The sequence below is a fragment of the Kitasatospora sp. NPDC051164 genome (assembly GCF_044455625.1).
In the GTDB taxonomy this organism is placed as follows: Bacteria; Actinomycetota; Actinomycetes; order Streptomycetales; family Streptomycetaceae; genus Kitasatospora.
This window is the reverse complement of record NZ_JBITFB010000001.1, coordinates 323,459-343,841: the sequence shown is the minus strand read 5'-3', so window position 1 is coordinate 343,841 and position 20,383 is coordinate 323,459. Positions and strand designations below refer to the sequence as shown.

Sequence of the window (20,383 nt, the reverse complement as noted above, 5' to 3'; positions counted from 1 at the left end):
GGAGCAGCGCGATGACCACCCGCGACCCCCAGCAGCGCACCGTCGTCCGCGGAGGCCTCGTCATCACGGCCACCGACGAACTCCACGCCGACGTCCTGATCGAGGGCGAGCGCATCGTCGCCCTCGCGGCCACCGGCAGCTCCGCCGCCGAGGCCTGGGCCGCCGACACCGCCATCGACGCCACCGGCCACTACGTCATCCCGGGCGGCGTCGACGCCCACACCCACATGGAGCTCCCGTTCGGCGGCACCGCGGCCTCCGACACCTTCGAGACCGGCACCCGGGCCGCCGCCTGGGGCGGCACCACCACCATCGTCGACTTCGCCGTCCAGCCCGTCGGCGGCTCGCTGCGCGAGGGCCTGGACACCTGGCACGCCAAGGCCGACGGCAACTGCGCCATCGACTACGCCTTCCACACCATCGTCTCCGACGTCAACGACGGCGTGCTGAAGGAGATGGACGCCCTCGTCGACTCCGGCGAGTCCACCTCCTTCAAGCTCTTCATGGCCTACCCTGGCGTCTTCTACAGCGACGACGGCCGCATCCTGCGCGCCATGCAGCGCGGCGCCGCCAACGGCGGGCTGATCATGATGCATGCCGAGAACGGCATCGCCATCGACGTCCTGGTCGAACAGGCGCTCGCCGCCGGGCGCACCGCCCCGCGCTACCACGGCGAGGTCCGCCGCGAACTGCTCGAGGCCGAGGCCACCCACCGGGCGATCAAGCTCGCCCAGGTGGCCGGCAGCCCGCTCTACGTGGTGCACGTCTCCGCCGCCGCCGCCCTCGCCGAACTCGCCCAGGCCCGCGACGCCGGGCTCAACGTCTTCGGCGAGACCTGCCCGCAGTACCTGTTCCTCTCCACCGACAACCTCGCCGAGGAGGGCGCCGACGGCTTCGAGGGCGCCAAGTACGTGTGCAGCACGCCGCTGCGGCCGCGCGAGCACCAGGAGGCGCTCTGGCGCGGGCTGCGCACCAACGACCTCCAGGTGGTCTCCACCGACCACTGCCCGTTCTGCTTCGTCGGACAGAAGGAACTCGGGCGCGGCGACTTCTCGAAGATCCCCAACGGCCTTCCGGGCGTGGAGAACCGGATGGACCTGCTCCACCAGGCCGTCGTGGACGGGCACATCAGCCGGCGCCGCTGGGTCGAGATCGCCTGCACCACGCCCGCCCGGATGTTCGGGCTGCACCCGCGCAAGGGCACCATCGCGCCGGGCGCCGACGCCGACCTCGTCGTCTACGACCCCACCGCGGTGCAGACCGTCTCCGCCGCGACCCACCACATGAACGTGGACTACTCCGCGTACGAGGGCCGCCGACTCACCGGCCGGGCGCGGACGGTGCTCTCGCGCGGCACCGTCGTGCTGGACGACGGCACCTGGCTCGGCCGAGCCGGGCACGGCACCTTCCTGCGCCGCGACACCTGCCAGTACCTGGTCTGAGCCGCACGTCGTTACCCGGGTGCCTCGGTGCCTCGGTGCCTCGGTGCCTCGCGACCTCGGTACCCCCTTCGACCCGCACGTCCCCTTGTCGACCAGCCGCCGCCCGGGCCCGACCGGCGGTCGGGCGGCGGTCCCACCCTTGTTCCAGGAGCCAGTTATGGACATCGGCCTCGTCCTGCAGACCGACCCGCCCGCCCGCAAGCTCATCGACCGGATGATCCGCGCCGAACAGGCCGGGTTCAGCCACGGCTGGACCTTCGACTCCTGCGTCCTGTGGCAGGAACCCTTCGTCATCTACAGCCGGATCCTCGCCGAGACCGAGCGCCTGACCGTCGGCCCGATGGTCACCAACCCCTCGACCCGCACCTGGGAAGTCACCGCCTCCCTGTTCGCCACGCTCAACGACATGTACGGCAACCGCACCGTCTGCGGGATCGGCCGCGGGGACTCCGCGATGCGGGTCGCCGGACGCCACCCCGCCACCCTCGCCCGGCTCTCCCAAGGCATGCACGCCATCAAGGAGTTGGCGGAGGGGCGCACCGTGGAGGTGGACGGCACCGAGATGCACCTGCCCTGGGTCGGCCCGGGGGCGTCGCTGCCGATCTGGATGGGCGCGTACGGGCCGAAGGCACTGGCACTGACCGGACGTCAGGCCGACGGGTTCATCCTGCAGTTGGCCGACCCCTACCTCACCGAGTTCATGGTCAAGGCGGTGCGGGCCGCCGCCGTCGAGGCGGGCCGGGACCCGAACTCGGTCACCATCTGCGTCGCCGCCCCCGCCTACGTCACCGCCGACGACTCGCCCGCCGCCCTCGCCCACGCCCGGGAACAGTGCCGCTGGTTCGGCGGAATGGTCGGCAACCACGTCGCCGACCTGGTCAGCCACTACGGCGAGCACTCCGACCTGGTGCCGGAGGCGCTCACCGACTACATCAAGAACCGCCAGGGCTACGACTACAGCCACCACGGCCGGGCCGGGAACCCGGACACGACCTTCGTCCCGGACGGGATCGTGGACCGCTTCTGCCTGATCGGCCCGGCCGAGACGCAGCGCGCCCGACTGGCGGAGCTCCGCTCGCTCGGCGTCGACCAGTTCGCCGTCTACGCCATGCACGACGCGATCGAGACCACCATCGACGCCTACGGGACGGACGTCATCCCCCACGTGTGATCCCCATGTGATCCCAGTTGCAGCAGACGGGAGTTGCCCATGGCCGACACCGCGACCGGCGGCGGCAGACAGTGGCAGCACCCCGACGGCCGGGTCGAACTCGACCCGGCCGTCGAGGAGTTGCCTCCCAACGGCTTCACCAGCGACGACCTGCGGCCGGTCCCGGTGGCGCGGCGCACCTGGTCCACGTACAACTTCCTCGCGCTCTGGGTCGGCATGGCCCACAACATCCCTTCGTGGACACTGGCTTCGGGCCTCGTCGCGATCGGCATGGACTGGAAGCAGGCGGTGCTGACCATCGCACTCGCCAACCTGATCGTGCTGGCGCCGATGCTGCTCACCGGGCACGCCGGCACCAAGTACGGCATCCCGTTCCCGGTGTTCGCCCGGGCCTCGTTCGGGCTGCGCGGCGCCAACCTGCCCGCGCTCGTCCGGGCGGCGGTCGCCTGCGCCTGGTTCGGCATCCAGACCTGGATCGGCGGGGAGGGCATCTTCCTGCTGGCCGGCAAGCTGTTCGGCCAGTCCTGGCGCACCGCCGGCGAGTTCGGCGGCTACCCGTGGACCCAGTGGCTCTCCTTCCTGGTGTTCTGGCTGATCGAGATGATCATCATCGCCCGGGGGATGGAAGCGCTGCGGCGCTTCGAGAACTGGGCGGCGCCGTTCGTCATCGTCGGCGCGCTCGCGCTGCTGGCGTGGATCACCCTCAAGGCGGGCGGCTTCGGACCGCTGCTCGACCAGCCGTCCACGCTGGGGTGGGGCGGCGGGTTCTGGAAGGTCTTCTTCCCGGCACTGATGGGCATGATCGGGTTCTGGTCCACCCTGTCGCTCAACATCCCGGACTTCACCCGCTTCGGCGGCAGCCAGCGGGCCCAGATCCGCGGCCAGGCGCTCGGCCTGCCGACCACGATGACGCTCTTCGCGTTCCTGTCCGTCCTGGTCACCTCGGGCTCCCAGGCCGTGTACGGCGAACCGGTGTGGGACCCGATCCGGCTCGCCGCGAAGATGGAGAACCCGGTCGGCATCCTGTTCGCGCTGCTGACCGTCCTGGTCGCGACCCTGTCGGTGAACCTCGCCGCCAACGTCGTCTCGCCGGCCTACGACCTCGCCAACCTGCTGCCCCGGTTCGTCAACTTCCGTACCGGGGCGCTGATCACGGGCGTGGTCGGGATCGCGATCTTCCCGTGGCGGCTGATCTCCGACCCGCACGTCTACATCTACACCTGGCTGGGGGTGGTCGGCGGCCTGCTCGGCACGGTCGCCGGGGTCCTGATCGCGGACTACTGGCTGCTGCGCCGGACCCACCTCCGGCTCGCCGAGCTGTACCGTCCGGGCGGGGCGTACTGGTACACGGGTGGCTGGAACTGGCGGGCCGTCACGGCTCTGCTGGTGGGCGGCCTGCTGGCGGTCGGCGGTTCGTACTCCACCGTCGACGCCCACGGCGCCAAGCAGGGCCCGTTCCCGGCGGACGGCCTCATTCCCTTCCTCAAGCCACTCGCCGACTACGGCTGGGCCGTCGGCCTCGCGGCGGCGGTGATCCTCTACGTCCTCCTCAACCTCCGCCGGGGGCTGGAGGCCGGGGAGGGGTAGCGGCAGGGCGGATGACAGACGACAGTGGGTGACAGGCAACAGCAGACAGCTGACAGATTTCGAAATCTGTCAGCTGTCTGCTGTTCGTTGTCTGCTGTCTGCTGCAACCCGTGACCCGTCGTGCTCCACGCGTCGTGCTCCGCCTGTCACCCGGCCGCCGCCCGCTCGACGGCGGCGAGGACCTTCGCGGCGCCGTCCTCGGCGGCGAGGGTGGTGGCGATGGCCTGGGCGCGAGTGCGGTAACAGGGGGTGTCCAGGGTGCGGCGGAGGGCGGTGGCGAGGCGGGTGGGGGTGAGGGCCCGGAGGGGGACGGGGCCGGGGGAGACGCCGAGGGCGGCGAGCCGGGCCGACCAGAAGGGGGCGTCCAGTTGGGCGGGCACGGGGATGGTCGGGGTCCCGGAACGGAGGGCGGCAGCCGTGGTGCCGGCGCCGGCGTGGTGGACCACGGCGGCCGTGCGGGGGAACAGCCAGTCGTGCGGGGTGTCGCCGATGGTCAGGACGGTGTCCGAGTCCTCGGCGGCCAGACCGCTCCAGCCCGCCTGCAGGAGGAGGCGCACCCGGGCGGCGCGGGCGGCCGCGAGGACGGTGGCGGTGAGCCGCTCGGGGTCCGGGACGACCAGGCTGCCGAAGCCGACGAAGACCGGTGGTGGACCGGCGGCGAGGAAGTCGACGAGCCGGGCCGGAGGTCGCCAGTGCGGCTGTGCGACCGGCCACCAGTAGCCCGCCACGTCCAGTCGGGGGTGCCAGTCGGCCGGCCGGGGAACGACCGTCGGCGAGAAACCGTGCAGGACGGGGTGGTTGCGCCGGGCCCGGGCGATGCCGAGCGGCGGCAGGCCGAGCCGGCGGCGCAGCCCGCGGACGGCCGGGACGAACAGCTGGTCGGTCGCGGCCTGGACGGCGTGTCCGGCGAGTAGGTTGCCGGGCCGGGAGAGCGATCGGGTGCCCGTGACGACGGGCGCGAACTCGCGGGTGGGGGCGATGGGTTGGAGGAACAGCCCGATGGTGGGGATGCCGGCGGCTTCGGCGGCGGCCTGGCCGAGCGCGCTGGTGGTGCTGGTGGTCAGCAGGAGGTCGGTGCCGAGTGCGACGGCCCCGACGATGCCGTCGCCGAGCGCGGGCATGAACTTCCGGCCAAGTCGGAGGAGTTGGAGGACGACGGCCGGTCCGCTGCCGGCCTTGAGAAGTCGCCGGCCCTGCTCGGAGGCGAGTTCGGCGCGCGGGTCGACCGGCAGCGGGCGGAACTCCAATCCGGCCGCCCGTACGGTCTCGGCGAAGGTGGTGTGGGTGGCGACGGCGACCTGGTGGCCGGCCGCCCGCAGGCGGACCCCGAGCCCGGTGAAGGGGGCCACGTCGCCGCGGGACCCGGCGGTGGCGATCAGGATGCGCATGGCCGCAGTATTGCGGCGCGGCCGGGCCGCAGGAAGGACGCCACGCGCGGCGGGGCGGGGGAGGGCAGCGGACGGCGATGGGCGGTGGCCGGATTCGGGCGCTGTACCCCGCGGCATCGGAACCGGGCGGCGTGCGGTGGCGTCCTTGGGGGCAGAGCGGACGGAACGGGGCCGTCGCGCCGGGACAGGAGGATGACGGATGGGCATCGTGGCGTGGATCGTGCTGGGCCTGCTGGCGGGAGGGCTGGCCAAGCTGCTGCTGCCGGGCAAGGACCCGGGCGGCTTGATCGTGACCACCCTGATCGGCATCGCCGGCTCCTTCGTCGGCGGCTGGATCGCGTCGCACTTCCTGCACCGGTCGATCAACGCGCACTTCTTCGACGGAGCGACCTGGGTGTCGGCGATCGGCGGCGCCCTGGTGCTGCTGATCGTCTACCGGCTGCTGTTCGGCAACTCGCGTCGCTAGGACGGCTGGTGCAGTCGTCGGCTGTTCGGAGCGGGTCGCGGGTCGTCCGGGTCGTGCGGGTGGCCGATTCGAGTCGGCCGTCGCGGGTACCGGAAACCAAGCGGCGCCCTCCGGCGTCCTTCGGACCGGACCCGCTGTCTCGACGGGGCCGTCACGCCGATGACGCGAGGGGCGACTGATGAGCTGGATGGCGTGGATCGTACTGGGCCTGGTGTCGGGCACCCTGGCCAGGATGGCGATGCCGGGGAAGGGTGAGCGCGGTCTGATCGGGACCACCCTGATCGGCATCGCCGGCTCCTACGTCGGCACCTGGATCGTCTCGCACTGGATGCACGGGTCGGTGAAGGTGGGTTTCCTCGACCTGACGACCTGGGTGTCGGCGATCGGCGGCGCGGTGGTGCTGCTGTTCGGCTACGGGGTGTTCCTGCGAGTCGTCCGGCGCTGATCGGCCGAATCACCCCGATCGCCCTGATCGCTCCGATCACCCCGAACGCCCGGTCGGTCCGGCCGTCAGTCGGCGTCCGCGGACACCTCGGCGACCCAGCCCGGCAGTTCCTCGCGGGCGTGCAGCCAGGCGGCCGGGACCTCGGCGAGCCCGGTGCGGGCGGCGACCACCCCGGCGGCGATCGCGCAGGTGGTGTCCTGGTCGCCCCAGCCCTCCAGGGTGCGCCAGACGGCCTCGGTCAGTGAGTCCAGGTGCCCGGCGGCGGACCAGAGGGCGAACGGGACGGTGTCCGGGGCGGAGATCAGGGCCCCGGAGCCGAGCACGGTGGCGGCGTGCCGGACGCTTGTGTGCTCGGGCAGCCGGGCGGCGATCCGCAGGCCGGAGCGGACGTCACTGTCGGGCAGTCGTCCGGCGATCTCGGTCAGCAACTCGGCCCGGCCGGGCGGGGTTTCGCCCCGGCTCCGGACGGCGAAGGCCGCCGCGAGGGCGACCGCCACCGCGCCGACGACCGCCTCCGGGTGGAAGTGCGTGGTGAGCGCCTGCAGTTCGGCCTGCCGGGCCACCGCGTCCAGGTCGTCGGCGAACCAGGCGCCCAGCGGGGCGACCCGCATCGCGGCACCGTTCCCGTACGAGCCCTGGCCCTCGAACTGGCCCGCGGTGATGGTCCGCCAGTCCCCGCCCGCCCTGATCCCGCGCAGTACCCGGTGCATCGACGGACCGTACTTGCGCCCGTACTCGCGTGCGTACTCGGCGGCGAACTCCCCGGCCAGCGCGTCCTGACGGACCTCGCCGTGGGTGGTCAGGTGGCGGACCAGCACGAGTGCCATCGCGGTGTCGTCGGTCCAGTGCCAGGGCGCGGGACGGGTCAGGCGCGCGGCCAGCGCCGCGGGCGCCTCGTCCACCGGGACCGAGAACCAGCGGTCGCCGAAGGCGTCGCCGAGGGCGAGCCCCCGCAGGCTGTCCAGGACCGGACCGGCCGTACGCATGTCATCCTCCAGGTGAGATCAACCGTGTGCGGCAGTCTGCCGGACGGCCGAGGCGCCGGCGACCGGATTTCCCTCCGGGCGTCGGCGCCTCGATCACCTGTGCGTGAAGCGTCACTTGGCCTTCAGGCCGCCGAGAACGAGCTTCCACACGGCCTCGAAACGGTCGTCGGCGCCCGGGGCGGACCAGGTGGGCGCGTAGGCCGGGTCGTGGAACGGGGCGGTGGCGTCGAAGACGGCGCGGGCGGTGTTCAGGATGTGGCCGAGCTTGAACTCCTTGCTGTCCACACCGTCCTGGAAGATCTGCGCGATCTGCTTGACCAGGGTGTCGATGTGCGCGTCGACGGTGCCGCTGGTCTCCTCGACCAGCACCATGTAGGTGGCGAACAGCTCCGGGTCGTCGAGTGCCTTCTTCCGCTTGGCCGCGAACAGTGTCGTCAGCCAGCGGTGCAGCCGCTCGGCGGCGGGGCCGCCCTCGGTGGAGATGGTGGCGAGCTGGTAGTGCGCCTGGTCGAGCCAGCGCTGGGTGACCGCCTCGCGCAGCGCCGCCTTGCTCGGAAAGTGGCGGTAGACGCTGCTGTGGCTGACGCCGAGGATGCGGGCGACGTCCACGACGGTGGCCTTGGCCGGGCCGAACCGCCGGAGGACGTCCTCCGCCGCGATCAGGATCTGCTCGGCGGTGAGTGTGGTGTCCGTGGTCACGGGGAGGTCCGTCCTTAGGGTCGTGCGATCGGTCGGTGCCGGGGTGCTCCGGCCCGCGGTGTCGGTGCTGCGGGTGTCGCGGCCCGGGGCTGGTCAGTGCTCGCTGTCCAGGTGGGCCATCTGCGCCGCAGCGTACCGGTCACCTGCGGCGGAGCCGGCGGGGACGGCCGCCTCAATGGCGGCGAGGTCGGCCTCGGTCAGGGTGACGTCGAGGGAGCCGAGGGCCTCGGTCAGACGCTCCCGGCGGCGGGCGCCGACCAGCGGGACGATGTCCTGCCCGCGCGAGGCCACCCAGGCGATGGCGACCTGGGCGACGCTCGCTCCCTTCGCGGCGGCGATCGCGCGCAGCGCCTCGACCAGCGCGAGGTTGTGGGTCAGGTTCTCGCCCTGGAAGCGCGGGCTGTGGCTGCGGAAGTCGGTGCCGGCGAGGGCGCGCTCCTGGTTCCAGTGGCCGCTGAGCAGGCCGCGGGAGAGCACGCCGTACGCGGTGATGCCGATGCCGAGCTCGCGGGCGGCGGGGAGGATGGCGGTCTCGATCGAGCGGGTGAGCAGGGAGTACTCGATCTGCAGGTCGCTGATCGGGTGGACGGCGGCGGCCCGGCGCAGGGTGTCGGCGCCGATCTCGGAGAGGCCGATGTGGCGGACGTAGCCGCCCTTCACCAGGTCGGCGATGGCGCCGATGGTCTCCTCGATCGGGATCGTCGGGTCGAGGCGGGCCGGTCGGTAGATGTCGACGTGGTCGGTGCGCAGGCGGCGCAGGGTGTAGGTGAGCGCGGTCTTGGTGGCGGCGGGGCTCGTGTTGTAGCCGAGCCACTGGCCGTCCGGGCCGCGCTGGGCGCCGAACTTCACGCTGATCTGCACGCTCTCGCGGTCGCGGCCGCGCAGGGCCTCGTGGATCAGCAGCTCGTTGTGGCCCATGCCGTAGAAGTCGCCGGTGTCGAGGAGGGTGAGCCCGGCGTCGAGGGCGGCGTGGATGGTGGCGATGCTCTCGGCCTCGTCGGCCGGGCCGTACATGTCGGACATGCCCATGCAGCCGAGGCCGAGGGCCGAGGTGACGGGCCCGGCGGTGCCGAGGGGGCGCTGCGCGGGGCGGGGGGTCGAGGACATGGGTACTCCAGGGGAGGCGGGGGCGGGGTGGCCCGAGTCCCACTATGGCACGACAGCGAACAGATTTCAAAATCTGTTCGCTGTCGTCTGTTATCTGAAAGTTGAAATCTGTCGATTGTCATCTGTTAGGGATTGCGGAACGCCCCGACCGGGTCGCCCAGTCCTCACGCCCGCCCGGGGAGCGGAGGAGGTGGGCCCGGGCGGGTGGCAGGTTGCGCCACACCGTGCGCTCGCCCAGCCCGTACGTCGCCTCGAACTGGCGCAGCAGTCGCACCACCGCGCGGTGGTGGGCGCCCCGGCGGGCTCCCGAGGTGAGGGTGCGCGCCGTCGTGGTGCCGAGGTACCCGAAGTACGTCAGCTCGCCGCCGGGCGCCAGCAGCCGCAGGTAGAGGCCGAGGATCTCGCGGACCTGCGCGGGGTGGAAGTTGGTGAACGGCAGCCCGGACACGATCGCGTCGTACCGCTCCCCGTGCTCCGCCGGTCCGGACCCCGTCGGTGCGGCCTCCGTTGGTGCGGCCTCCGTCGGTCGGGCCCCTGTCGGCGCCGAGGGGCGGGGGCGCTGCAGCTCCTCGACCCGGCAGGCCGAGAGTCGCAGCCCTACTCCGGGGCGGCGGGCGGCCAGCACCGGGTCCTCCCGCAGCCGGTCGGCGAACCGCGGGTTCGCCTCGACGACGTGCAACCGGTCGCCCGGGCGCAGCACTTGGACCAGCCGGCGGGTCACCACGCCGGTGCCGGCGCCGACCTCGAGCACCGAGATCGGCCGGTCGGGGCGGCTGGTGACCGGCACCACCAGCGCGCTCACCAGCTCCGGGCCGCTCGGGGCCAGGGCGCCGATGTCGTGGAACGTGCGCAGGGCCTCGGCGAGGAACAGCAGGTGGTCCCGACCGGACGGTGAACCGTGGTCCGGGGGAGCAGAGTTGGTGCGTCGGTGGAGCTGGTCGTCCGTCATGTCGTCGACGTTAGGAAGGGCGGGAGCGCCGCGAATCGGCCGGTCAGCGGCGCGCACCCCCGACGAAAGTCGAGGGTGCGGTTGGCCGGAAGACAGAGGCGGCCCGGAGCCGAGCGCCCCTAGCATCGAGCCCGTGTCCGTGTCCGTGTACGCGTCCGCGTCCGCGCTTGTGCCCGACGGACCGCAGGGCGGAAGGCGGAGGCGGAGGGCGGAGGGAACGGCGAACGAACCGCGGAACGAGGAGAGGAGGAGCCCGATGCGCAGGAGCCTGCTCGGCTGGTACGGCCCGGACCGCCGGCCCTGGACCGACACGTTGCTGCTGTTCGGCCTGCTCGCCCTCGCCGCCGAGGAGTCCCTGGTCCAGTGGCTCCACGCGGACGGCCCGCTGCGCGTGCCGCGTACGGTCGTGGCCGCGCTCGCCTCGCTCTCGCTGCTCTTCGCCCGCCGTTCCCCGGTCGCCTCCGCCGTACTGCCGGTGCTCACCGCCGGGCTGTTCAACCGGGCCTTCCCCGGTCTGTTCAGCGTCTTCCACCTCGCCTACCTCGGCCGGACCGGCCCGGCGGCGGCCGGAGGCACGGTCATCGCGGTGGTCAGCGCGTCCGGCGCACAGTCGCTGGTCGGCTGGGCCGGCACCACCGGCTCCCAACTCCTTGTCCAGGCAGCCACCTTGTCGGTCGGCCTGTGGCTGCATGGCAGACGGGTGCTGATCCGCACCCTGCACGAGCAGGTCGACGCGCTGCGCCGCGAGCGCGAGTTGCGCGCCGAACAGGCCCGGGCCACCGAACGCGCCCGGATCGCACGGGAGATGCACGACGTGCTGGCCCACCGCCTCAGCTTGCTGGTGCTGCACGCCGGCGTGCTGCGCGACCAGGCCCGGGCGGGTACCGTCGCCGCCGACCAGGACCGGCTCACCCACCGGCTCGAACTGCTGCGCACCACCGCCGCCGGCTCGCTCGACGACCTGCGGGACGTCCTGGGAGCGCTGTGCGCCGAGCCGCCGACCAGACCCGACGCCCAGGGCGAGGGCAAGGGCGAGCCGTCCCGGCCGAGCGGGGCCGGGCCCGTCGCGGGGCCCGCCCTACGCGACCTCACCGAGCTCGTCGGCGAGGCGGTCCAGGCCGGGCAGCAGGTCGAACTGGCCACCGCCGGCGACCCGGAGACCGTCCCGACCACCCACCGGCTGGCCGTGCACCGCCTGGTCCAGGAGGCGCTGACCAACGCCCGCAAGTACGCGCCCGCCGCGCCGGTCACCGTCCGGGTCGGCTACGGGGAGCCGGCGACCACCGTCGAGGTCCGCAACGGCCCGGGTGAGGCGCCGCCGGACGGTCCGGGCACGGGCGGCGGGTACGGCCTCGTGGGGTTGAGCGAACGGGTCGGCGCGCTCGGCGGTCACTTCGACGCGGGCCCGGACGGCAGCGGCGGCTTCCGGCTCTCCGCCCGGTTACCCGGGCCGGTCCGCTCGTCGCAGCCGGTCCAGCGGCAGCAACCGATCCAGCCGCAGCGGCCCGATCAGCCGACACCGCAGCCGACACCGCAGCCGACACCGCAACCGACGCAGCAGCCGAAAGAGAGCGCATGATCCGTACGATGGTGGTCGACGACGACCCGCTGGTTCGCCTCGGTCTGGTCGACCTGCTCGCCCAGGACCCGGTGCTCACCGTGGTCGCCGAGGCCGCCGACGGGCTCCAGGCCGTCGAACTCGCCGGGAGCCGGCGGATCGACGTCGCGCTGATGGACATCCGGATGCCCCGGCTCGACGGCATCGCCGCCACCCGCCGCCTGCGCGAACTGCCCGACGCCCCGCGGGTGATCGCGCTCACGACCTTCGACCTGGACGAGTACGTGTACCAAGCGCTCGCCGCCGGGGCCGACGGCTTCCTGCTCAAGGACACCCCGCCCGCCGAGATCGCCCGGGCCGTGCACGTCGTCGCGGGCGGCCAGGGGATGCTGCACCCGGCGGCCGCGCGACGCCTGATCGACCGCTACCACCGCGTCGGCGCTCCCCGGTCGGTGGCCGCCCGCGGCCGGGTCGCCGGGCTCACTCCGCGCGAGACCGACGTGCTGCGCGAACTCGCCGACGGGCTCTCCAACGCCGAGATAGCGGGCGTCCTGGGGATGCGGGAGAGCACCGTCAAGGCGCACGTCAGCCGGATCCTGACCGGGCTCGGCGTCGGCAACCGGGTCCAGGCCGCGCTGCTGGCACGCGATGCCGGGCTGGTCGGGGACGGCGCCTGAGGGCGGTGGCCGTGCCGCCCCCAGCGGCGGCGCACCGGCGGTCCCTTGGCGGTGCGGGCGGCCCTTCGGCGGCCCAGCGGCGACGGAGCGGTCGCGGACGGCGCACGGCAGGGCTCGTCGGGGCATGACATCGACCGGTGTTCACACGGGTATTCCCCGGATGTTCCCCCGGAGTCAGGGCGGCTGTCGGAGCGGGCTTCCCTGAGCCGTCGTGTGCTCCCGGTTCGTACCGCGGGCTGAGCCGCTGTCACCCATCCGGCGTGGAAATGCCGTGCCTTGGCGGTTTGCGCTGCCGAACCCGGGCGGCGGGTCCATGGTGGAGATGGGCGCGATCCGGCGACCGCGCCCGCGCGCCGATCCAGGCCCGCGTGCCGCGCGCCCGCCGCCGTTCCCCGACGGGTGTTCCAGGCTGGGCCCGGTACCGGCACGCTGGGAGCAGGGCCACCTCGCAGGAAGCCGAACGGTTCTTCTAGGCTCACATCTCGGCTTCCCTGCGGTGGTCGGGTCACTGCGCCCGCCGTCAGGAGGCCGCCGTCCACGGGGCTCCGGGCGGACCGGGGCCACCGGATCGAGCGAGGAGAACGCAATGCCAAGCATGCCGCCCAGCCGTTCCACCACACTTGGGCCAGACGGGCCGTTCCGGCGGGCCGTCGATCATCCCGGCCGCACGGCGCGGTCCGGCCGGGGCCGGTACCCGGGTGGGAGCGGTCGGCCGGCCCGGCCGCTGAATACCGGCGGCGGCCGCGGAGGCGAGCGTTGAGTCCCCAGATCGTCGGCTCGCCCGCCGCGCCGGATGCCGCCGCGGAACCCGACAGAACCCAGGCCTCCGTCCCCGCCGCCGCCGACGGCGAAGCCCTCGCCGCAGCCGTCACCACCACCGCGGCAGCCACCACCACCGCAGCCCCGACGCCGGCCGCCACCGCGAACCCCGCGCCTGCCGCCGTTGGCACCGCCGTTGCCGCTGTCACCGCTGCCACCGCCGCCGCCGCGAACGCCCCGGTCACCGCGGCGCTGCCCGGTCTGCCGCAGGCACTCAGCGCCCGCGCCCGTACCCTCGCCGGCGCCGTCCGACGCCGCTGCGCCGACCTGGCCCGGATCGAGTCACCCAGCGGGGACGCCCCCCGACTCGACGCCCTCGCCGAGGAGTTGGCCGCCGGCTTCCGCGCCACCGGTGCCAAGGCCCGCCGCGAACCCGGTCCGGCCGGTGACCACCTCGTTCTGGAGTGGGAGGGGCGGGACGAGTCCCTGCCGCACCTGCTGATCGTCGGCCACCATGACACCGTCTGGCCGGTCGGCACCCTGGTGGACTGGCCGGTCGCCGAGCAGGACGGCCTGCTGACCGGCCCCGGCGTGGTCGACATGAAGGGCGGACTCGCCATCCTGGAAGGCGCGTTGGCGCTGCTCGCGGACCTGGGGGAGCGGCCGCACCGGGCCGTGCGCCTGGTCGTGGTCTCCGACGAGGAGGTCGGCAGCCCGGACGGGCGGCGCCTGGTCGAGCGCCAACTGCGCGGCGCCGCCGCAGTGCTGGGGCTGGAGCCGCCGCACCCCGACGGCCGGCTGAAGACCGCGCGGCGCGGCAGCACGCGGGTCCGGCTCACCGTGACCGGGCGCGAGGCGCACGCGGGCAACGACGCCCACGACGGGGTGTCGGCGGTCGACGAGCTGGTGGACCAGCTTGTGGCCGTCCGCGGCCTCGCGGGCCAGCCCGGTACGGAGCTCAACGCCGGTCGGATCAGCGGTGGTTCGCGGGCCAACGTGATAGCGGGACGAGCCGAGGCCGAACTCGGCCTGCGGTTCTCCACCGCCGAGGCGCAGCGCCGTACGCTCGACCACCTCGCCCGGCTCACCGCGCTGCGCCCGGGTGCCCGGGTGCGGACCGAGGTGCTGTCCAGCCGTCCGGCGTGGCCTGAGCGGACGGGCAACCCACTGTTGCGGCACGTGCGTTCGCTCGCCGCGGTGCTCGGGCAGCAGGTGGACGGCGCCCCGGCGGGCGGGGCGGGGGACACCAACCTGCCGGGCTCGCGGGGGCTTCCGACCCTGGATGGCTTCGGCGCGGTGGGCGCCGGGGCCCATGCCCGGCACGAGCACATCCGGCTGGACCAGCTCGCCCCCCGGATCGCCCTGCTGGCGGCGCTCCTGGCCGTACCGCTGCCGCGACTGCGCGACCGCGCGGAGGGGTGAGCGGACGGTGGGCCGCTGACGGCGGACGAGTCGCGGCCGACTGCGAACAGGTAGCCGCTGACGGCTGACTGTCGGCAGCGGGCGGTCGGCAGCCGGCGGTCGGCGGCTGGCGGCGAACAGATCACAGATGACGGAAGACAGATAACAGCTGACAGATTTCGAAATCTGTCAGCTGTTATCTGTTTCGCACCTTGCCATCCCTCTGCCCTGCCGCGCAGAATGGTACCGACCGAACGGTCAGTCGGTTGGCGCCCGAGCCCGGGCAGACCGACAGCGCAGGACACGAGAGGGGACTGTGGTGACAGCAGAGGTGGCCGAGGCGGTCCCCGCGCAGACGCCGGAGGACCGGTTCGAGGCGGTCATTGCCGCCGAGCAACGGATCGAGCCCAGGGACTGGATGCCCGACGCCTACCGGGCCACCCTGATCCGGCAGATCGCCCAGCACGCCCACTCCGAGATCATCGGCATGCAGCCCGAGGGCAACTGGCTCACCCGGGCCCCCTCGCTGCGCCGCAAGGCCATCCTGCTCGCCAAGGCCCAGGACGAGGCCGGCCACGGCCTCTACCTCTACGCCGCCGCCGAGACCCTCGGCATCGACCGCGCCGAGCTCACCGAGAAGCTGATCTCCGGCCGCCAGAAGTACTCCTCGATCTTCAACTACCCGACCCTCACGTTCGCCGACGTCGGCGTGATCGGCTGGCTGGTGGACGGCGCGGCGATCTGCAACCAGGTCCCGCTCTGCCGCTGCAGCTACGGCCCGTACGCCCGCGCGATGGTGCGGATCTGCAAGGAGGAGTCCTTCCACCAGCGCCAGGGCTACGAGCTCCTGATGACGCTGATGCGCGGCACCGAGGCCCAGCGCCGGATGGTCCAGGACGCCGTGGACCGCTGGTGGTGGCCGTCGCTGATGATGTTCGGCCCCTCGGACGCGGACTCGCCGAACACCGCCCGCTCGATGGCCTGGCGGATCAAGCGGCACAGCAACGACGAGCTGCGGCAGCGCTTCGTCGACATGACCGTCCCGCAGGCCGAGCACCTGGGCGTCACCCTCCCCGACCCCGAGCTGAGCTGGAACGAGGAGCGCGGTGGCTGGGACTTCGGCGAGCCGGACTGGTCCGAGCTGAACCGGGTCATCCGCGGCCAGGGCCCCTGCAACGCCCAGCGGATCGACCGCCGCCGCGCCGCCCACGAGGACGGCGCCTGGGTCCGCGAAGCGGCCGTCGCCTACGCCGCCAAGCGCGCCGCGGAGCAGTCCGCCCGCACCGCCGAGCAGCACGCCGAACAGCACGCCACCGAACAGGAGAACGGAAAGTGACCGAGCCCAAGGCCGACTCCACGGCCGCGCCCACGGCCGCGCCCAAGGCCGGCTGGCCGCTGTACGAGGTGTTCGTGCGCCCCCGGCGCGGGCTGAACCACGTCCACGTCGGCTCGCTGCACGCGGCCGACGACCGGATGGCCCTGCTCGCCGCCCGCGACCTCTACACCCGCCGCAACGAGGGCGTCAGCCTGTGGGTGGTCCGCTCGGACGCGATAACCGCCTCCACCCCGGACGAGCGCGACCCGTTCTTCGAGCCCAGCGGCGACAAGGTCTACCGCCACCCGACCTTCTACGACATCCCCGAGGATGTCCCGCACATCTGACGGGGGAACCGCCATGCAGGACCACACCGCCACGCAGGGACACGCCGCCACCGGCGCCGACCACGACGACCACGTCTACCTCAGCCTCACCGAGGCCGCCCCCGGCCCCGAGGGCGAGGGCCGCTGGGCGTACGGGACGGGCTTCGCCGACCCGCTGCTCGGCGTGGACACCACCCTGCCCGCCGGGATGGACGGCACGGACCTGGCCGCCTACTGCCAGATGCTCGGCGACGACGCCCTGGTCCTCTCCCAGCGGCTGATCGAGTGGTGCACCCGGGCGCCCGAGCTGGAGGAGGAGGTCGCGCTCGCCAACCTGGGCCTCGACCTGCTCGGCCAGTCCCGCCTGCTGCTGACCCGGGCCGGCCAGGCGGACGGTTCCGGCCGCACCGAGGACGACCTCGCGTACTGGCGCGAGGACCGCGAGTTCCGCAACGTCCGGCTGGTGGAGACGCCGAACGGCGACTTCGCGTACTCGATCGCCCGGCTGCTGCTGTTCGCCACCGCGCGAGGCGCCCTGTACGAGGCGCTGAGCGCGCACCCCGACCCGGTGCTGGCGGCGGTCGCGGCCCGGGGCGTCAAGGAGCTGGCGTACCACCGCGAGTACGCCATCGCGTGGACCCTGCGCCTGGGCGACGGCACGCCGTACTCCGCCGAGCGGATGCAGGCCGGGCTGGACGCCGTCTGGCCGCTGCTGGAGGAGCTGTTCACGGCCCACCCGGTGGAGCTGCGGGTGGGCGTCGACCCGGCGACCCTGCGCGAACCCGTGCTGCGCTCGCTCGCCGCCGTCCTCGCCGAGGCCGGGCTGACCGTGCCGGACGTGCCGCCGTTGGCCACCGTCCTCGGCCTGGCCGGCCGGGACGGCGTCCACACCGAGGCCCTCGGCCCGCTGCTCGCCGAGCTGCAGGTGCTGGCCCGCGCACACCCGGGGGCGACGTGGTGACGGACGACGTGGCGACGGAACACGCGCTGGTGGACGACGCGCTGGTGGGCGACGCGCTGGTGGACGACGCGGCGACGGAGGACGCGGTGGTGGAACCCGTCGGTCTGACGACCGTGGGCACCACCCGCGACCCGGCCTGGGCGGTCGCCGCGGCCGTCCCGGACCCGGAGCTGCCCATGCTCACCCTGGCCGACCTCGGCGTCCTGGCCGACGTCGAGGTGGACGGTGGCACCGGTGCGGTCACCGCCTGGCTGACCCCGACCTACTCGGGTTGCCCCGCCGTCGCCGAGATGGCCGCCGACGTGGACCGCCGGCTGCGCGCCGCCGGGTACCGGGAGGTCCGGGTGCGGCTGCGGCTGGACCCGCCGTGGTCCACCGACCTGATCACCGCCGAGGGCCGCCGCAAACTCGCCGAGGCAGGCATCGCCCCGCCGCGTCCGACCTCCGCCGTCCGCGCGGCCGGACCGGTCCTGCTCGCCCTCGGCCCGACCCGCGCCGGAGCCGAGACCCGTACCGGAGCCGAGACCCTCGCCGGAGCCGCCATCGCCGCGACCGGTACCGCAGTCGCGACCCGTACCGCAGCCGTTGCCGCGGCCCCCGTGCCGTGCCCGCTCTGCGGTGCGACGGAGACGGAGGAGCTGTCCCGCTTCGGCTCCACCGCCTGTAAGGCGCTCTGGCGCTGCCGCGCCTGCCGGGAGCCCTTCGAACGCGTCAAGGAGATCTGAATGCCCGCCGCCGTCTCGCCCGCCTCCGCCGACACCCCGGCGACCGGCATCCGCCCGGCCCGCCGCCCCACCTTCCACCGGCTGCGGATCGACCGGGTGGAGCGGCTCTGCGAGGACGCCGTGGCGGTGACCTTCGAGGTGCCGGACGAGCTGACGGAGGCGTTCGCCTTCCGCCCCGGGCAGACCCTGACGCTGCGCAAGCTGGTGGACGGCGCGGACGAGCGCCGCTCGTACTCCATCTGCGCCCCCGTCGGCGGCCCGCTGCGGATCGCCGTCCGGGAGGTGCCGGGCGGGCTGTTCTCGCGCTGGCTGGTGCGCGAGGCCCGGTCCGGCGAGGAGGTGGAGGTCCTGACGCCGTCGGGCCTCTTCACCCCCGAACTCGGCGTCCCCGCCGACCACGTGCTGCTCGCGGCCGGCTCCGGCATCACCCCAATGCTGTCGATCGCCGGCTCGGTGCTGGCCGCCGACCGCCGCTCCACCGTCACCCTGCTCTACGGCAACCGGCGCAGCGACACGGTGATGTTCGCGGACGAGCTCGCCGACCTGAAGGACCGCTACCTCGGCCGCTTCCAGCTGGTCCACGTGCTCTCCCGGGAGACCAGGGACGCCGAGCTGCTCAGCGGACGCCTGGACCCGGAGCGGGTGCGGGCGCTGCTGGCGGCGCTGGTGGATGTCGGGAGCGTCGGGCACTGGTGGCTGTGCGGCCCGTTCGGCATGGTCACCGGGGCGAAGGAGTTGCTCGCCGAGCTGGACGTCCCGGGCGAGCGAGTGCACCAGGAGCTGTTCCACGCCGAGGACGAGCCGCTCCCGGAGCGCGACGAGGACTGGGACCGCACGGACGCCTCGTCCGCCGGCGGGCCCGGTGAGCACAGCGAGGTCACCCTCGTCCTCGACGGCCGGGGCAGCGCCCTCTCCCTCCCGCGCGACCGCTCGATCCTGGACGGCGCCCAGCGCTCCCGCCCCGACCTGCCGTTCGCCTGCAAGGGCGGGGTCTGCGGCACCTGCCGCGCCCTGGTCACCGAGGGCGAGGTGGAGATGCGCCGCAACTTCGCCCTGGAGGAGAAGGAACTGGCCGCCGGTTACGTCCTCACCTGCCAGGCCCGCCCGCTCACCGACCGGGTGACGGTGGACTACGACCGCTGAGCTCCGCGGTCGGGGGGTGACCCGGCGGCGGCCGGGTGGTCAAGCGCGGTCAGACGACGCTCCGGGGGACGGTCAGACCGCCGCCGGGACGGGCTGCTCCACCGGGTCGGGCTGCATCGCCGGGTCGGGCTGCTCCGCAGGCTCGGGCTGTTCCGCCGGGTCGCCGAGCAGCTTGACCAGGTCGTTGACGGCCGCGCGCCCGGCCCGGTTGGCGCCGACGGTGCTGGCGGAGGGGCCGTAGCCGACCAGGTGGACGCGCGGATCGGCGGTGGCGCGGGTGCCGGTGAGCGCGATGCCGCCGCCGGGGGAGCGCAGCCCGAGCGGGGCGAGGTGACCGACCTCGGGGCGGAAGCCGGTGGCCCAGACGATCGCGTCCACCGCCAGCTCCTCGTCACCCCACGCGACTCCGCGCTCGGTGAGGCGGTCGAACATCGGCCTGCGGTGCAGCGCGCCCAGCGCCTCGGCGCGCCGGTAGGCGACGGACGGGCCCAGCCCGGTCACGCTCACCACGCTGCGCACCGGCAGCCCCTGCCGGACCCGCTCCTCGACCTTGGCGACCACCGCGCGCCCGTACTCAGGAGTGAACGGCCCTTCGTGGTAGACGGGTTCGGAGCGGGTGACCCAGACCGTCTCGCCGACCGCCGCCACCTCGGACAGCACCTGGATCGCCGAGGCGCCGCCGCCCACCACCAGGACGCGCTTGCCCGTGAACTCCTCGGGGCCGCGGTAGTCGGCGTAGTGCAGCCGGCGCCCGGCGAAGCGGCCCGGGTAGTGCGGGAGGAAGGGTCGGGTCCAGGTGCCGGTGGCGTTGATCAGCGCGCGGGTGGACCAGGCGCCGCGGTCGGTCTCCACCAGCAGCCGGGAGTCGGGGCGCTCGGACTCGGCGCGTACGGCGCGCACCGCGACCGGGCGTACGACCGGGAGCGCGTGCCGGGCCTCGTACGCCGCGAAGTACCCCGGCACCACCTCGCGTGCGGAGGCCTCGGGGTCGGCCGGCGGGAGTTCGGCGTCCGGGAGGTCGTGGAAGCCGTGCACAGTGGCCATCCGCAGGGACGGTGAGCGGTGCGTCCAGGCGCCGCCGGGCTCGGCGTCGGCGTCGAGCACGACGAAGCCGCCGTCGCCGCCCGCCCGGTGGGGGGCGAAGCCGCGGCGGCGCAGGTGGTAGGCGGCGGACAGGCCCGCCTGCCCGGCGCCCACCACCAGGACGTCCACGCGCTGCGGCGCGGCGTCCGTCGCGCCCAAGGTTGTTGCACCGTAAACAGTCACGCCCGTGAAACA

Annotated in this window: 19 protein-coding genes; 13 read left to right on the top strand and 6 right to left on the bottom strand. The window is 73.7% G+C overall.

Translation table 11 applies throughout. From position 1 onward, the window contains the following. Positions 1–11 precede the first annotated feature (11 nt). The 3 genes from hydA to ACIBEC_RS01470 all read left to right on the top strand — a co-directional run bounded on the left by hydA (position 12) and on the right by ACIBEC_RS01470 (position 4,200). Positions 12–1,442 carry a dihydropyrimidinase gene (hydA, locus tag ACIBEC_RS01480; RefSeq protein WP_360490226.1) on the top strand — a complete coding sequence of 477 codons (1,431 nt, stop codon included), beginning with the start codon at positions 12–14 and terminating at the stop codon, positions 1,440–1,442. 157 nt (positions 1,443–1,599) lie between these two features. Next, the gene (locus ACIBEC_RS01475; RefSeq protein WP_360490224.1) at positions 1,600–2,613 is read left to right on the top strand and encodes a TIGR03842 family LLM class F420-dependent oxidoreductase; all 1,014 of its coding nucleotides are present in this window, start codon (positions 1,600–1,602) and stop codon (positions 2,611–2,613) included. A gap of 39 nt (positions 2,614–2,652) precedes the next feature. Continuing rightward, positions 2,653–4,200, top strand: a complete 1,548-nt coding sequence (locus ACIBEC_RS01470; protein WP_360490222.1) for an NCS1 family nucleobase:cation symporter-1 — start codon at positions 2,653–2,655, stop codon at positions 4,198–4,200. 146 nt (positions 4,201–4,346) lie between these two features. On the opposite strand, the gene ACIBEC_RS01465 is transcribed toward ACIBEC_RS01470, so the two are convergent. Further along, the gene (locus ACIBEC_RS01465) at positions 4,347–5,588 is read right to left on the bottom strand and encodes a glycosyltransferase (protein ID WP_360490220.1); all 1,242 of its coding nucleotides are present in this window, start codon (positions 5,586–5,588) and stop codon (positions 4,347–4,349) included. A 199-nt stretch (positions 5,589–5,787) separates the two neighbouring features. Between ACIBEC_RS01465 and ACIBEC_RS01460 the strand changes: the two genes are divergently transcribed. Beyond that, the gene (locus tag ACIBEC_RS01460; protein ID WP_360490218.1) at positions 5,788–6,054 is read left to right on the top strand and encodes a GlsB/YeaQ/YmgE family stress response membrane protein; all 267 of its coding nucleotides are present in this window, start codon (positions 5,788–5,790) and stop codon (positions 6,052–6,054) included. 178 nt (positions 6,055–6,232) lie between these two features. Next, the gene (locus ACIBEC_RS01455; RefSeq protein ID WP_360490216.1) at positions 6,233–6,499 is read left to right on the top strand and encodes a GlsB/YeaQ/YmgE family stress response membrane protein; all 267 of its coding nucleotides are present in this window, start codon (positions 6,233–6,235) and stop codon (positions 6,497–6,499) included. Between the two features lie 65 nt (positions 6,500–6,564). On the opposite strand, the gene ACIBEC_RS01450 is transcribed toward ACIBEC_RS01455, so the two are convergent. The 4 genes from ACIBEC_RS01450 to ACIBEC_RS01435 all read right to left on the bottom strand — a co-directional run bounded on the left by ACIBEC_RS01450 (position 6,565) and on the right by ACIBEC_RS01435 (position 10,240). Next, on the bottom strand, positions 6,565–7,485 hold the full coding sequence (locus ACIBEC_RS01450; RefSeq protein ID WP_360490214.1) for an ADP-ribosylglycohydrolase family protein: 921 nt from the start codon (positions 7,483–7,485) through the stop codon (positions 6,565–6,567). Between the two features lie 111 nt (positions 7,486–7,596). Continuing rightward, positions 7,597–8,184: a TetR family transcriptional regulator gene (locus ACIBEC_RS01445; protein ID WP_360490212.1), complete on the bottom strand. Its 588-nt coding sequence runs from the start codon at positions 8,182–8,184 to the stop codon at positions 7,597–7,599. A gap of 93 nt (positions 8,185–8,277) precedes the next feature. Next, the gene (locus tag ACIBEC_RS01440) at positions 8,278–9,291 is read right to left on the bottom strand and encodes an aldo/keto reductase (protein ID WP_360490210.1); all 1,014 of its coding nucleotides are present in this window, start codon (positions 9,289–9,291) and stop codon (positions 8,278–8,280) included. A gap of 118 nt (positions 9,292–9,409) precedes the next feature. Further along, positions 9,410–10,240, bottom strand: coding sequence for a hypothetical protein (locus ACIBEC_RS01435; RefSeq protein WP_360490208.1), 831 nt, complete (start codon positions 10,238–10,240; stop codon positions 9,410–9,412). Between the two features lie 256 nt (positions 10,241–10,496). On the opposite strand from ACIBEC_RS01435, the gene ACIBEC_RS01430 reads away from it, so the two are divergent. The 8 genes from ACIBEC_RS01430 (at position 10,497) to paaE (ending at position 19,105) form a co-directional block, all read left to right on the top strand. Beyond that, on the top strand, positions 10,497–11,819 hold the full coding sequence (locus ACIBEC_RS01430) for a histidine kinase (protein ID WP_360490206.1): 1,323 nt from the start codon (positions 10,497–10,499) through the stop codon (positions 11,817–11,819). Then, complete coding sequence (locus tag ACIBEC_RS01425; RefSeq protein ID WP_360490204.1) at positions 11,816–12,475, top strand: response regulator transcription factor; 660 nt, start codon at positions 11,816–11,818, stop codon at positions 12,473–12,475. The genes ACIBEC_RS01430 and ACIBEC_RS01425 overlap by 4 nt, the downstream gene beginning before the upstream one ends. Positions 12,476–13,231: 756 nt before the next feature. Further along, complete coding sequence (locus ACIBEC_RS01420; protein ID WP_360490202.1) at positions 13,232–14,656, top strand: M20 family metallopeptidase; 1,425 nt, start codon at positions 13,232–13,234, stop codon at positions 14,654–14,656. Between the two features lie 298 nt (positions 14,657–14,954). Further along, the gene (paaA, locus tag ACIBEC_RS01415; RefSeq protein ID WP_360490200.1) at positions 14,955–15,971 is read left to right on the top strand and encodes a 1,2-phenylacetyl-CoA epoxidase subunit PaaA; all 1,017 of its coding nucleotides are present in this window, start codon (positions 14,955–14,957) and stop codon (positions 15,969–15,971) included. Continuing rightward, a complete protein-coding gene (gene paaB, locus ACIBEC_RS01410) occupies positions 15,968–16,297 on the top strand; it encodes a 1,2-phenylacetyl-CoA epoxidase subunit PaaB (RefSeq protein ID WP_360490198.1) in 330 nt (109 codons plus the stop codon). Before paaA ends, paaB begins: the two co-directional genes overlap by 4 nt. A 13-nt stretch (positions 16,298–16,310) precedes the next feature. Further along, positions 16,311–17,237 (top strand): 1,2-phenylacetyl-CoA epoxidase subunit PaaC, encoded by a 927-nt coding sequence (paaC, locus tag ACIBEC_RS01405; protein ID WP_360490196.1) that lies wholly within the window; start codon positions 16,311–16,313, stop codon positions 17,235–17,237. 176 nt (positions 17,238–17,413) lie between these two features. After that, positions 17,414–17,962, top strand: a complete 549-nt coding sequence (locus ACIBEC_RS01400) for an iron-sulfur cluster assembly protein (protein WP_396287677.1) — start codon at positions 17,414–17,416, stop codon at positions 17,960–17,962. Then, a complete protein-coding gene (gene paaE / locus ACIBEC_RS01395) occupies positions 17,963–19,105 on the top strand; it encodes a 1,2-phenylacetyl-CoA epoxidase subunit PaaE (protein ID WP_360490194.1) in 1,143 nt (380 codons plus the stop codon). Positions 19,106–19,177: 72 nt separating this feature from the next. Here the strand turns inward: paaE and ACIBEC_RS01390 are convergent, their stop codons facing one another. Next, positions 19,178–20,347, bottom strand: a complete 1,170-nt coding sequence (locus ACIBEC_RS01390; RefSeq protein ID WP_360490192.1) for an NAD(P)-binding domain-containing protein — start codon at positions 20,345–20,347, stop codon at positions 19,178–19,180. Between the last annotated feature and the right edge of the window lie 36 nt (positions 20,348–20,383).